The 14,252-nt window shown below is 35.0% G+C and carries 8 protein-coding genes and 1 pseudogene; 4 read left to right on the top strand and 5 right to left on the bottom strand.

From position 1 onward, the window contains the following. Positions 1-96: 96 nt before the first annotated feature. Complete coding sequence (gene gatB, locus OPR30_RS02590) at positions 97-1,521, top strand: Asp-tRNA(Asn)/Glu-tRNA(Gln) amidotransferase subunit GatB (RefSeq protein WP_265031052.1); 1,425 nt, start codon at positions 97-99, stop codon at positions 1,519-1,521. Positions 1,522-1,653: 132 nt separating this feature from the next. Continuing rightward, positions 1,654-4,530 carry an ankyrin repeat domain-containing protein gene (locus OPR30_RS02585; RefSeq protein WP_265031051.1) on the top strand — a complete coding sequence of 959 codons (2,877 nt, stop codon included), beginning with the start codon at positions 1,654-1,656 and terminating at the stop codon, positions 4,528-4,530. Between the two features lie 680 nt (positions 4,531-5,210). Here the strand turns inward: OPR30_RS02585 and OPR30_RS02580 are convergent. Genes OPR30_RS02580 through OPR30_RS02570 form a run of 3 tightly spaced genes read right to left on the bottom strand, consistent with a single transcriptional unit; the run spans position 5,211 to position 8,615 of the window. Beyond that, a complete protein-coding gene (locus OPR30_RS02580) occupies positions 5,211-6,131 on the bottom strand; it encodes a tyrosine-type recombinase/integrase (RefSeq protein WP_010401376.1) in 921 nt (306 codons plus the stop codon). 2 nt (positions 6,132-6,133) lie between these two features. Continuing rightward, positions 6,134-7,513 carry a dihydrolipoyl dehydrogenase gene (gene lpdA, locus OPR30_RS02575; RefSeq protein ID WP_265031050.1) on the bottom strand — a complete coding sequence of 460 codons (1,380 nt, stop codon included), beginning with the start codon at positions 7,511-7,513 and terminating at the stop codon, positions 6,134-6,136. Beyond that, complete coding sequence (locus OPR30_RS02570) at positions 7,506-8,615, bottom strand: outer membrane protein assembly factor BamB family protein (RefSeq protein WP_265031049.1); 1,110 nt, start codon at positions 8,613-8,615, stop codon at positions 7,506-7,508. Before OPR30_RS02570 ends, lpdA begins: the two co-directional genes overlap by 8 nt. A 322-nt stretch (positions 8,616-8,937) precedes the next feature. Between OPR30_RS02570 and OPR30_RS02560 the strand changes: the two genes are divergently transcribed. Beyond that, complete coding sequence (locus OPR30_RS02560) at positions 8,938-10,230, top strand: cbb3-type cytochrome c oxidase subunit I (RefSeq protein WP_458694713.1); 1,293 nt, start codon at positions 8,938-8,940, stop codon at positions 10,228-10,230. A 117-nt stretch (positions 10,231-10,347) separates the two neighbouring features. Here OPR30_RS02560 and OPR30_RS02555 read toward each other — a convergent pair whose 3' ends face one another. Both OPR30_RS02555 and tnpA read right to left on the bottom strand, forming a co-directional pair. Then, entirely contained in the window at positions 10,348-11,001 is a 654-nt protein-coding gene (locus OPR30_RS02555) for a hypothetical protein (protein ID WP_264374707.1), read from the bottom strand. A 109-nt stretch (positions 11,002-11,110) separates the two neighbouring features. After that, positions 11,111-11,537, bottom strand: a pseudogene (gene tnpA / locus OPR30_RS02550) (IS200/IS605 family transposase). Between the two features lie 132 nt (positions 11,538-11,669). On the opposite strand from tnpA, the gene OPR30_RS02545 reads away from it, so the two are divergent. Then, positions 11,670-14,234 carry a valine--tRNA ligase gene (locus OPR30_RS02545; RefSeq protein WP_265031048.1) on the top strand — a complete coding sequence of 855 codons (2,565 nt, stop codon included), beginning with the start codon at positions 11,670-11,672 and terminating at the stop codon, positions 14,232-14,234. The last annotated feature ends 18 nt before the right edge of the window (positions 14,235-14,252 follow it).

The raw sequence follows: 14,252 nt of genomic DNA, 5'->3' as shown, positions 1-14,252 counted from the left end.
TTGATATACACCGCTCTTGGATCATAGGTTAAATGAGTTTTATTTGACTTTTTGTGCTAGTTTGCAGAATATAAAGTTATTAATTGAATAAAATACATGACAAAAGAAAACTGGGAGACAGTAATTGGACTTGAGGTACACGCTCAGGTTTCTTCTAAGACAAAGCTATTTTCTAGTTCACTAACGGAATTTGGCACTGAGCACAATACTCAAGTTTCTCTAGTTGATGCAGCAATGCCAGGTACACTACCAGTATTAAATTATAGCTGCATAGAGCAAGCAATATGCACCGGACTTGCAATTTCTGCAGAAATTAATAAATGCTCTTACTTTGACCGGAAAAATTATTTTTATCCCGATTTACCACAAGGTTATCAAATAACCCAGTTCTTTGAGCCAATAGTTAAAAATGGCAAAGTTTTTATCAATAATAATGAAAAAGAAATAAGAATCGCAAGAATTCACTTAGAGCAAGATGCAGGAAAGAGTATTCATGAAGAAAGCAAAACTTACATAGATTTAAATCGTGCAGGTGTTGCTTTAATGGAAATTGTTTCAGAGCCAGATCTTCGTTCATCTGCAGAAGCTGCAGAATTCATGAAAAAATTGAGGCAGATTTTGCGTTACATCGGTTCATGTGATGGTGATATGGAAAAGGGGTCACTTCGCTGTGATGCAAATGTTTCTGTTCGCCCAAAGGGTAGTAGCACATTTGGCACTCGTTGTGAAATAAAAAACTTAAATTCAATACGTTATATTGTACAAGCTATAGATTATGAAGCACAAAGGCAGATCAAAATTTTGGAAAGCGGAGGAGAAATAAGTCAAGATACCTTATTGTTTGATGTCACTTTAGGAAAAACAAAAGTGATGAGAAGCAAAGAAGATTCAAGTGACTATAGATATTTCCCTGAACCTGATTTGCTACCTGTTGAAATAAGCCAAGACAAAATTGATTCTATTAAATCATCTTTACCCGAGTTGCCAGATCAAAAAAAACTTCGATACATAGAGGAATTAGGTATCAATGAATATGATGCAGACGTTATCACTTCTGATAAAGAAATTGCCGATTATTTTGAAAAATTAGCAAAAAAGCATGATTCAAAGATTGCAGTTACCTGGTTAACCGTCGAGCTTTTCGGTCGTTTAAATAAAACAAATATTGATATTGTTAGCTCTCCAATTAAAGCAGATGCTTTATCCGAGCTCCTCGACTTTATCGTCGATGGAACGATCTCTGCTAAACTTGGCAAACAAGTTTTTGATATTATGTTTGAAACTGGCAAACCGGCATCTCTCATCATAGAAGAGCAGGACCTAAAACAAATAACCGATAGAGGTCAAATAGCAGAAGTTATCGACACAATCATCAATAGCAACCAAGATAAAGTTCAAGAATATAAAAGCGGTAAAACAAGATTATACGGATTCTTTGTTGGCGAAGTTATGAAATCCACTAAGGGAAAAGCCAGCCCTGATGTGGTGAATTCAATTTTGAGTGAGAGATTAAGTAATTAGTCACATTTTTTTATTTACATAACAGCACATCTCGTAGATATTCCAAGGTCTTTGTTACGATATCTGTATATCATGACATATAACTTTTTTACCATTTGTTGGTACTGTTTTTAAAATTATGTGAGGTTGAGGATGCCTGAAACTTATCCTGCTTGGGGAAGAAAGCGGTCTCTTCATGGTGATATCTACCAACTAAAGTGGGTAATGCTGCTTCTCAAACGTGCAGTAGATGTTGGATATTCTTTCCGTTTAGCTACAGAAATGGAATCAGCTACGGGTTTTGATGATATTGTTTTTCAGGATAGGAAAAATGAAAAAATAGTACATAGGTTTATACAAAACAAACACAAGCAAAATGAATGCGAAAAAATCGGTGTAGGTAAATTGCTTTCAAAAAATAAAAGTGGTGAATTTAGCGTTCCAAAATATTTTGTTTCCGATCTAAAGATTAAAATTAATCCAGATTTTGCAGATGGTGACCTAAAGGACTTTACTATCTGTACTAATATCGGTTTCGATCTAGCTCAAAGTACAACACAAAATACAATAAAAAAGTTGAAAGCAAAAACTTCGGGACCAAACAAAGGAATAGAAATTGCAGTTGAAGTAATAAGCACTAGTGATATTTTTTTTAAATACGGCGGTACGAGATACAAGTTCTCTTGTACTCACGATAACATGATTTCAATAGTGCAACCGACATTTAAGAGTGCTGTAAAAGAAGCAATAGAAGAATTGGAAAAGGAGATAAAAGAACTTCAAGGTAAATCAGATCAAAACTCAAAAAGAAAATTGGAAAGAAATCAGGTATGGCAACGTGAGTTTGAGCGAATGACAAATGAAGGCAAGTTAGAAGAGAATATAAGGGAATTTTTTGATAAATTAGTATTTGCAGTAAATCAACCTAACGAGATAAAACTAGCGGAAATCATTGAGAATGAGTTAGGCAAAGAATTTAATAATATCGATAAAAAGAACGTTTATGGTCGCTTTCTGGTAGAAGTTCTGGATTGGATGAAAGCAAGAGAGGGAAAGTTTCTATCACATGAAGAAATAAATGAGTTTTTTGAAAAAATAAGAGAGGAAATTTTAGGAGCGGTATGGTTTGATGTAAGAGGTCCAGTCAGACTATTTACAGGAAGAGATGAGGAATTGGGAATGCTACATGATTCGCTACAACGCAATCCCAAAGGTGCTGTAATTTCATACATAACGTCTATTAGTGGTCCTGGGGGGATGGGAAAAAGCCAGTTAGCTAGAAAATATGCTTGTAAATATAGAAGATATTATGACGACAATGTTATATGGATAGACGCTGAAAACTTTGAAGCTATGAAAGATTCTTTCTTAAGGTTAGCTAGAAATAGATTAGGTATTTCCCCTAAAGATAAGTATGGAAACGACAAAACGATAGAAACTATTGTTAGAGAAGTATATGCTTTCTTCGCAAGAAGGAGGAGCCTGTTCATTTTCGATAACGTTCAAGAGTACAAAAAGATAAGTAAATTTTTGCCATTTTCTTTATCTCCTGATCTTAACAAGCCTCATATTTTGATTACCTCGCATGATCAGGAACTGGAAAAGGGAATAGACGTTATAAAGCTAGGAGAATTGGAACAAAGAGACGCTATAGAGTTTGTTAAAAAAGGATTTAATATACTAAAAAAAGATAAATCGCAAGATCGGGAGATAGAAAATTTGGTAAGAAGGTTGCAATGCTTTCCTTTAGCTATACAACAAGCAATATCATATATCGAAGATCAGAGAATAATAGAGAAGTTTAAAATTAGTGATTACCTAAAAGAGTATGAAAAGAAAGCTAAGAAGTTGCTTAAGTCTAAAATATTTCAAGGAATTGATAATAACTATACTAAAACAACTTTTACAGCTTGGGAAGTTACGATGGATAAAGTAAGAAGTGATGAACAATATGGACCATTAGCTTCAGAGATTTTAGATGTTTTGGCTTATTTTGCACCTGATAAAATCGCTAGAGAAATATTCTTAAATTCGGTAAGTGATTATAAGAAAAAGCAGTTAAAGCTAGCCATCCGTTTACTTGTGAGATATTCCATGGTGGGCGGTGAACAAAACCAAAGTGTATTAAATGTCCATAGGTTAGTACAGGAAGTAACAAGATTAAAATTGCAAGAGAAAGGTAGAGAGGAAGAAGTTCTTAGGAAAGCTCTAAATTTGGTGAACATTGGTGATGTAGCAAAAGATAATAAAATTCATGTTGCATTTATTTGGGGATATGCGAGTAAACATGGTAAGTTGATTGATGATTTTTACAAAGATACTAATTTACATTTGCTTGTTGAAAATGGTGATTATAAAGCTATTAAAAACTTATTAGCATATATAAAGAGAAAACATCAAAATAAGCTTAGTGGTATCGTTAATGCTAAAAATGGTTGTGATATTGCTCCATTGCATTTAGCTGCTGGGAATGGAGAATTGGACATAGCAAAATACCTGATCAATGAAGGTGCTAATATTGACGCTAGGGACTGTTTTTACCAAACGCCATTGTACTGGGCTGCTAAGAGTGGAGAGTTAGACATGGTAAAATATCTTGTAAATAAGGGTGCTAGTGTTGGTATTAAAGATAATTATGGCTGGACTGTGTTGTACTGGGCTGTTGAAAGTGAAAGTTTTGATATAGCAGAATACCTTATAAAAGAAAAAGGTATGGGTATTGATGTTAGTGCTAAGTACAGCAATGGCAAAACTATGTTACATGAGGCTATCAGGTTTGCAAAACTAGATGCAATAAAGTACCTGATTGATAAAGGAATTGATATTAATATCAAAAACGGATATGGTGATACTCCATTGCATTGGGCTGCTATCAGGGAAAAAGTTGATGTGGTAAGATATTTTGTAGAACAAGGTGCTCACGTTAACGCTAAAAATAATGAGGGAAAGACAGCATTGGATTATGTAACTGATAATCAAGAGCTTGTGGAGTTGCTTTTAACCCATGATGAAAGTGTTGAAGTAGCTTAAGAGAAAATTATTTATCTGTTTATTTTAACGTCCCAAAAATGTTTAACAAAAGTGTGTCAAACTGAATTTTTAGTTTAACTCAATTTTCAATAGATTTCTTGCATAAACAGGTGTCATCCCAGCTGGAACCCAATATCTGGATTCCAGTGTCACGCGCTGGAATGACATCAACTTTTGAATTCGAGTTATGCAAGAAATCCAACATATTAGGAACGACAATATCAGGTTGAGATGTAGTTCATATGTAAAGGTAACCTCTACTTTTCCTCAGCTTTCTTTCTAGGCTCTGTAAACAAAATTTTAAAGAAGCCATATAGTGTAGCTAGAGACATTTTTAGTCAACTGAGTAATTTTGTTCCTCTAGCCTGAGGTCAAAATAAATTTGAATGGGTTTCCCAGTACGTCAACAAGTGCATGAACTTTAGTCGCAAATCCCCGTCCTCAATTAATTTGACCTGCTAACATTTTGTACACAGAGCCTAGCTCTTTTGCTATTTGCTTGACTTGTTTCTTTACATAGCTTCTAATTTAAATTCTGCTGTCTATTCTCTTTCATTCACAACCTTTTGCAAAACGTTTTGCTTTCTCTCTGCTGGTCACTATTGCTTATATAAAGCAAGTACAGTACTGAATGATGTTGCAAGCACTCAGTTCGGCAATACTATCGATTTAAGACGAAGTTAAGATTTCGATTTTTTATTCAAACTCTTCTGAAAGTTTTTATACATATTGAAGACATCTTGATAATTTAGGTGAGTGTAAACTTGAGTAGTTTCAAGGCTTGAGTGGCCAAGCAGCTGTTGTATTGATCTTATGTCAATATCTTCCTGAAGCAAATGAGTAGCAAAACTATGGCGAAATGCATGTGGAGATAAAATTTCTGGTAAGTTTAAAAATCTTCTTATTTTTTGCAAACGATTAGCAACATAAGTTCTTCCCAATTTTTTTCCTCTTACCCCGACAAAAAGATGTCCCGCTTCGTCAAAGTGGGGACAAGCTTTTATATATTTTTGTATACACTTTTTTACTACTGGAAGAATAAATACCTGCCTTTGTTTATCTCCCTTACCTGTTACTATTAAACTTTCATTGCTAATATCACTAACCTTAAGATTCAGTGCTTCAGTGATTCTTAAGCCCGTACCATATAGCAGAACGACAATTGCAATTTCTCTTTTTACCACCCAAGGCTCGCCTAGATCAGGCAATTTCATTTCTTTCAATAGAGTTTCTATGTTAGATATTGAAAGTGCTTTAGGTAGAGTTCTTCTCTGAATTGGCCTTGATAAAGAAAATACCGCTTCATTATTTATTTCATAATTGTTTTTTATATATTTGAAAAAATTTCTGATTACTGACAATGCGCGAGTGTTAGATCTCGCATTTACACCTCTTGCATAACGAGAGGTAAACCAACTTCTCAGTTCAGGTATGCTTAATTTTTCTAAAGAGCCAACATTTACTTCTTCCCCAATGTGAGTATTTAGGAAACTTATAAGATCCTTGAGGTCCCTCATGTATGACTCCAAAGTGTTTGGTGAGTAAGACCTGTTGTACTTTAGCCAATCATACCATTTTTCAATGATTGAACCGAGGTCCACAGTTACTTTTTAAAGAAAGCATCGATGCACGCATCCCTAAAGGCTTCATTTATATCAGGATGAGAGTGACAAATTCTGTATATATCCTCTGCTGCTGCACCATATGCCATTGCAACCGCTGCTTCATTGATTAGCGTATCAGCGTATGCTCCTATGATATGTACACCGAGTATTGTATCTGCTTTGCTACAAGTCAGAACTTTCACGAATCCCTCAGCATCGTCAGTGACTTTTGCTCTACCGTTTGCAGCAAATTGACATTTACCAACTTTATACTTTCGACCAGCACTTTTTAGTTCTTCTTCAGTTTTACCGATTGAAGAAACTGCAGGGTGGGTGTAAATGACTGACGGTATGATTTCATAATCAACGTGAGGCAATTGCCTTGCTAGTATCTCTGCAACTGCCACCCCTTCTTCCTCAGCTTTGTGAGCAAGCATTGCTCCACCAATCACATCACCAATAGCAAATATTCCTTTTACGTTGGTTTCATAACTATTGTTGACTTTAATAAAGCCACGACTGTCTTTTTCTATTTTTTCAAGACCCTCAGAGCATGGTTTGCGTCCTGCTGCCACCAATACCTTATCCGCCTCTATAGAGTTTGTTTGATTATCTTTTACAGAGCAAACTTTCACACTCAAAGAGTTACTACTTTGTTTTATTCCCTCAACTTTAGTGCTAAGTAAAAATTTTATTCCTTGTTTTTGTAGACTAGAAAGTAGAAACTTACTTAATTCTCCATCCATTGCTGCAGCGATTCTGTCAAAAAATTCTACTACAGTGACTTCAGACCCTAGCCTCCTCCATATAGAAGACATTTCAAGCCCTATTGCCCCGGCTCCGATTACGACAAGTTTTTTTGGTACTTCAGTTAAAGACAATGCACCAGTTGATGAAATAATATTTTTCTCATCGATATTAATTCCTGGCAAAGAAATAACGTCAGAACCGGTTGCAATTACTATATTTTTTGTCTTCAGCACCTTACCTTCAACTGAAACTTCAAGGTTGCCTTGATCAAAAGAAGTAATTTTTCCAAGTCCATTGATCTTAGTAATTTTGTAAAGGTTAAACAGATATTCTATGCCTTTTCCAAGTTCCTGAACTCTAGCGTCTTTATAGCCTATCATTTCTCTCAAATCGAGACTTACATCCTTAACTTTTATGCCAAGTTTTGATAGATTATTTTTCGTGTGAGCATACTGATAAGAGGAATGGAGTAACGCTTTAGAAGGTATGCATCCGACTCGTAAACACGTGCCACCAAAAATGCTGTTTTTATCTATACAAGCAACTTTTAATCCAAGTTTTGCAGCAGCGATAGCGCATTTGTAACCACCTGGACCACCACCTATAATAATCAAATCATAATCAGTCATAAAAAACAAACCTATTTTCTAAAGAATAAACACCATTTCCTTCAGTCGTTATATACATCTTACCATGGGTAAATACTGGAGCATGAAACACATTACCGGGTATTTTAATTACCCTTCCTGTACTTTCAGATCCAGGAAAAGCAAATATTGAACCTTTATTACTTGTTACCCAAAGCGTATGGGCATACATAATTGGAACAAACAATTGCACATTCTCTATAAAATCAGATGTCCAAACTGTTTTTCCACTTTGTATGTCGATGCCAATTACCTTATTATCTTTAGTCACCATGAAAATTCTTCCGCCTTCTTTTTGTTTCTCTGCAGGAATAAGAGGGCTATAATATGACTCAATGTTTGATATACTTTTTACTTGTAGTGGCCTTGACCATAAAATATTTCCTGAGTTTACGTCAATGCTATAAATATAAGAGTTGCTCGTAGCTATTAAGATATTATCGTGTACTCTAGGTGTAGTAGTTACATCTGTAAGCTGTGTTTCTAAAAGATTTGTAGCTAATTTTTGGCTCCATAGTTTTTTACCTTCTTCATTAAAAGCTATTAACTCGCCATTTGAAAATGGTGCCATTATTTTATCATTAGAGACTGCTGGTGAGATGGAATATAAACCTCGAACCTCATTTATACCATTTTGATAAGCCCAAATGGGGCTGCCATCTTTTATATCAAATACATGTAGATAGTTATCAATAGTCAATACTACCAACTTATTGTTTATTACTATTGCTTTCCCTCTTGCCGGAGCTCTTAATTCTTTTTCCCATTGAATCTCCCCTGTTTTCGCATCTATTGTGTGTAGAATGTTATCCACTACAAAGAAAACATTTTCTTTGTAGCCCGATAAACTCATATTATCAATTTTTTTCCTACTTGAGAGGTATAATTTCCAATTTATAACTCTTGGGTTATCGATATCAAAGGAATATAAGGTACCGTGCTTGTCTGGTAAAATAACGCTATTTTCTGTAAGTATTGGAGCTACATATCCTTGAGATAATTTTTTATCTACTAAACTTATTCGTTCGCTTGCCATTGTATAGTTACTATACAATAACATTATCATGACAATTATTATTTTCATTATTTAGTGAAAACAAGATTCATTAATATACATACTAGAAACGTAAATCACAACGAAAATGTTCTTAATTTTGGATCAAAAGCATTAACGTAATGTCATGCCATTATGTAAAGATTCTCTTACTGTAATAATTTTTTCAAGTATTGATTAAAACACATTTCGATAGCCCAGACTAACGCTGTCAGTAATATTACCATAATATGAAATGGAAATGGACGCAGCATTTTCACGATGAAAGATATTGTTGTAATGTCATTCATTTAAACTATGCATATCAATTTGAAAAATGTACATTGTCTTATGCTATAGTACCTAAAAGTAAATGCTCAACATACAAAATAACGCTTCACTTTGCAGACAATGGATATTCTTGGCAGTACTTGCTCTTGCTTGTTCTGGACTGCTGTCAATAATTGTTATTTTTCTACGATTGCCTTTTATTTCTTCTCTCATTCCTTCTGCACAATATATCTTTGATAATGCACTGGTGATACACGTAAATTTGTCAATTTTGGTATGGATGTGCTCTATAATATCTCTGCTCTTCATCATAAACTTAAAAAACACCAATCATTGGTTTAACTTCTCATGGACTCTCTCAATCCTTTCCATGCTGCTAATGTTTATATCTGCATTTGTTCCAAATACTGAAGTTATCAAAAGTAACTATATACCTGTATTACAAAACAAATTATTTTTACTTGGACTCAGTCTTTTCATTACCAGCATATTGATAAATACAGCTCTAGCCTACATATCAAATAAACAAGACTCATATCTTTCAATCGGACAAATTGGCCTGGTCATTATACTTGTGTCATCATTTCTTTGTGTTGTTTTAGCACATAAAAATATGCCTCCAGGTCTATATCACTCAGACAAGAATTTATTTTATGAATATCTCTTTTGGGGAGGAGGACATTTACTGCAGTTTGCCTTTGCTCAAGCAATGTTTTTAGTTTATTTGATCATACTGAATGCTCGCTATATTAGTCTAAATAAAATTACCATTTTACCACTATTTATAAACACAATTTTGACCGTAGGTGCGCCGTTTATATACTTTATTTATTCGGCGGATAGTGCTGAATTGATACAGTTTTTTACCTGGCATATGAGAATTGCTGGAGCAGTTCTGCCGTGCTTTTTAACAATATTAGTGTATTGCAACATAAAAACTCTGCTCAATGATAAGGGCAATTATCTTCTCCACTCGTTTGTATTGTTCATTTATGGAGGTGTGCTTGGAGTGCTAACTATTGAAGGAAATGTCACTATCCCTGCGCATTATCACGGTTCTGTGGTTGGTATTACTATAGCTTTTATGAATTTTGTCTACTGGCTGTTACCAAAATTGGGCTGTAAAGAAATAAAAAGCTCCATAGTAAGATTACAGATTTATGCATATAGCTTGGGACATTTTCTCCACATTACTGGACTTGTTTGGCTTGGTGGATATGGTGCCTTAAGAAAAGTGGCAGATCTGCCAAGTATTTCATCAATGTTGGCACGTGCTTGTTTTATTACGGGTGGAGCTATATCAGTTATTGGTGGAATGTTATTCGTAATAATTGTGATTTTACATCTTCTTAAAGGCAAGGCTCGTACCAACTAACCCACAGAAACAAAACTAAAAATTTTAGTGTAAAATTACTATATTTACTTTGTACTATGGCTCAAACAACCTGCTTCAAATTTGGAAAGGCAGTAAAATGAAAAAAACTATATCAAGCTACACTGAATTCTTATTTGCTACTCCTTGTGGTTCTTGTGTTCCATTTACTTGAGAGCTAGGTTTCATTATTAAATCACCAGCTAAGAATGCAGATACTGTTGCTATAACAACGATTAACCACATGTCCAATTTAGTTGTATGTTCAAGTGTAATATACACTACTAACCCAACAGCAAGACCAGTACTAGCAGTAGCGATGTATGTTGCTTTTTCTTTTAGTTGTTTATTTGCTTCATTTTTGACTTCTAATATTTTCTTTTCTTGCTGTGAATGCTGGATTTGAGTATTTAGTTTATTTTTTTCAGCTTTTAATTCTATATTTTCGTTCTGAGCTGTCTTCCTTGCATATTCTAAGGATCTATTTAACCCTTTAGCTCTATCCTTTTTAGTTTGTAAGTCTTTATTTTCCGCCTCTAGCTGCTCAAGTTTATTTATTTTTTGTTTCATTTCACTTTTCATTTCATTTTTTAATTCATTTCTTATTTTATCTTTCAATGTAGCTATTGCATCTTCTGAGCTTTTTTTAACTTCTAGTTCCAACACGTCCTCAAGCAATTCTGCTAGTTTTATTTTTTCGTTGGAGGGCAGATAGTATGGATCATATAGAGCATTAACAAGATCTTGTAAATCAGAAAATTTAAAATCAGGCATAATAAACCTCAATACTAAAAATTTATCGTGTAATACATAAAAAACTAAAATCAAGAAATTTTGTATTATAAACTCAACAACCATCACCTACAAGGTGAAGGGTTAAATTTTAATCAATTTGAAATTGATCATTGTCATGAAGTGGCTCGCCTTCCTGGATAGATATGTACTCTTGTATAACCTCGTCTGTCAGAACTTACGGCTCAATATCCACGTGCCCAAAGGTGCCTGCCCCAAAATTGCTTACTTAGACTTGCAAAATCTTGCATCAGCAACCTTGAACTTGTTCCTTTCAAAAGTTGTACAATTTTACTAACACTTTGCTGTGGTTTATATGATATAAACATATGAATATGATCTACTGCAACTTTGCCTGAGATAATTTGGATCTCATTTTCCATAGTAACCTGCCTTAGCAGCTCCCTAACTCTAACAGCAATTTGGCCTATTATCACCCTTTTGCGATATTTGGGAATCCATACCAAGTGTACTCTCATATCGTACTTAGAGTGTGCATTATACCCATAACGTCGCATACGCGACTATTGTAACTTGCCCTTCGCCTCAAGGCGGGACAATCCCCGAAGGGGGACACTAAAATGTCAGACATTAAAATTGCTGTATTTGCTCAATTGTGCTAACTTAAAGCTTAAAACTGAAAAATATTTATGTTAGAAGAAAAGTACAGCTTTAGAGAAATTGAAAATAAATACAACATATTATGGGAAGGAAGTAAAGTTTATAAATGGAATGGTGAAGAGAATAACACTTTTACTATAGACACTCCTCCACCAACGATATCAGGAAAGTTGCACATCGGCCATATATTTAGCTATTGCCATACGGATTTTATTGCAAGGTTTCAACGCATGCTGGGAAAAGATGTGTTTTATCCAATTGGGTTTGATGATAATGGTCTTCCGACTGAAAGGTTAGTTGAGCAAACCTATAAAACCCGTGCAAAAGAAGTTGGCAGAGAAAAATTTATAGAGATGTGCCATGAAGTTATTGAGAAGTCAAAACAAGAATTTAAGGAGTTGTTTAAATCAGTCGGCATTAGTTATGATTGGAGTTTGGAATATCACACGATCAGCAGGGAAGCTGTGGCACTTTCTCAAATGTCATTTGTTGATCTATATAATAAGGGATATGCATACAGGAAAATGCAACCTATTCTTTGGGACCCAGTTGATAAAACTGCAATTGCACAAGCAGAAATAGAGGATAAAGTCTTTGAGTCATCTTTGAACACGATAGTTTTTTCCACTGAAAAAAATGAGCAGATTCATATTGCAACTACGCGACCTGAGTTACTTCCTGCATGTGTTGCAGTTTTTTGTCATCCAGAAGATGCACGATATACCCATCTGATTGGAAAAATAGCCGTAGTGCCAATTACAGAGGCAAAAGTTCCAATAATAGCTGATGATAAGGTCAAAATAGATAAAGGCACTGGGCTTGTTATGTGCTGTACATTCGGTGATGAGCTCGACATATATTGGCAGCAAAAGCATAATCTGCCGGTGACAATTATAATTGATCAGGATGGAAGGATAAACCTGCATGCAGTGTGTGATCAAAAATGGATCCCAGTGTCACGCACTGGGATGACAGGGGAGAAAGATGCCCAGTATCAAGCTACTCAGGTGACAGAGGAGACACATGCCGGTGTCATCCGAGTAGCTGACACTGGGATCCATGGACTAAAAGTTAAAGAAGCAAGAAAGAGGATCATTGAAATCCTCAGTGGAAAAGGACTTTTAATAGAAAGCACTAGCATTTCTCATTCTGTTAAATGTGCTGAAAGATCTGGTGCGCCGCTTGAAATATTACCTACTTATCAATGGTTTGTCAAGACTTTAGAGCAAAAAACTCAAGTATTAGATAAAGTGAGTAAATGTAATTGGCATCCAGAATCTATGCGTAAACGTATGGAGGTGTGGATAGAAGGGCTAAGTTGGGATTGGTGCATCTCAAGACAGCGTTATTTTGGTGTACCATTTCCAGTTTGGTATTCAAAACGTAAGGGAGAAGAAGGCAAAATCATTCTAGCTGAAGTAAAGGATTTACCTATCGATCCATTAAAAGGTTTGCCGAAAGGCTATAGCAGAGAAGAAGTTACTCCAGATCAAGATGTGATGGATACTTGGGCAACAAGTGCGATCACTCCTCAACTAAGTGCACTGGCAGTAAACAGTGAGCTCGGTTTACCAAGCCATCGGTATGATAAGATATTTCCTGCAGATCTGCGCAGCCAAAGCCATGAGATAATAAGAACTTGGGCTTTTTATACGATTTTGAAGGCACATTATCATGCAGATTCACTGCCGTGGAAAAATATCATGATTAGTGGTTGGTGTTTGGCTGATGATAAAAAAAAGATGAGTAAATCAAAAGGTAATATCATCACTCCTCATGTAATGCTTGAAACCTATGGAGCTGACGTAGTACGCTATTGGGCAGCAAACTCAAGACTTGGAGTTGACACAGTCTACTCTGAAAATATCTTCAAAATTGGCAAACGACTTGTTACGAAACTTTGGAATGCTAGCAAATTTGTTTCCATGTTTATGGAAAAACATCAAGCATTGAGCATAAATTCCATCAGTGAGACGATGGATAAGTGGATATTGTCCAAATTATATAAAGTGATAGAAAAAACGACGAACAACCTATTACAGTTTGAATACTGCGAAGCTTTGAGCGCAATAGAAGAATTTTTTTGGAAAGATTTTTGTGATAATTACTTAGAGTTAGTTAAAAAACGTGCATATGGAGATGCATTGGACAGCGAGGCAAACATGAGTGCGAAACAGAGTTTGGCATATGTACTAAATATTATTTTGCGGTTATTTGCACCATTTTTGCCATACATTACAGAGGAAATATATCATCAGTTGTATAGTTATAACTCTGTTCACAATAAAAGTAATTGGCCTAACAAGGAAGAACTTATCTATGATAAGTATTCTGAAGAAATGGGAGATAATTTCGTGCAGATATTAAACCTTGTGAGAAAAATAAAATCAGATAATAACGTATCAGTTAAGCATCTTATACAAAAGTTGATGATAAAAGCGAGTGTAAAAGAGGATGAGTTAAATTATTCTGCTCAGCATGATTTGCAGTCAGTTTGCAATGCTGAAGTGATAGAATGGGTTGAGAGTACAGAAGCAGAGCTTATAACTGAGAATGGAAAATTTACTGTAAGTTTATTGATTGATGTAACTTAGCATTCGTATTACTATACT

The sequence above is a fragment of the Wolbachia endosymbiont (group B) of Athalia cordata genome (genome assembly GCF_947251845.1).
Lineage (GTDB): Bacteria > Pseudomonadota > Alphaproteobacteria > Rickettsiales > Anaplasmataceae > Wolbachia.
Note: the sequence above shows the minus strand (reverse complement) of the source record. Positions and strands in the feature narration are given on the sequence as shown.

Coding starts and splice junctions, on each gene's coding strand:
- gatB (WP_265031052.1), top strand. CDS start 97: ATGACAAAAGAAAACTGGGAGACAGTAATTGGACTTGAGGTACACGCT.
- OPR30_RS02585 (WP_265031051.1), top strand. CDS start 1,654: ATGCCTGAAACTTATCCTGCTTGGGGAAGAAAGCGGTCTCTTCATGGT.
- lpdA (WP_265031050.1), bottom strand. CDS start 7,513: ATGACTGATTATGATTTGATTATTATAGGTGGTGGTCCAGGTGGTTAC.
- OPR30_RS02570 (WP_265031049.1), bottom strand. CDS start 8,615: ATGAAAATAATAATTGTCATGATAATGTTATTGTATAGTAACTATACA.
- OPR30_RS02560 (WP_458694713.1), top strand. CDS start 8,938: ATGCTCAACATACAAAATAACGCTTCACTTTGCAGACAATGGATATTC.
- OPR30_RS02555 (WP_264374707.1), bottom strand. CDS start 11,001: ATGCCTGATTTTAAATTTTCTGATTTACAAGATCTTGTTAATGCTCTA.
- OPR30_RS02545 (WP_265031048.1), top strand. CDS start 11,670: ATGTTAGAAGAAAAGTACAGCTTTAGAGAAATTGAAAATAAATACAAC.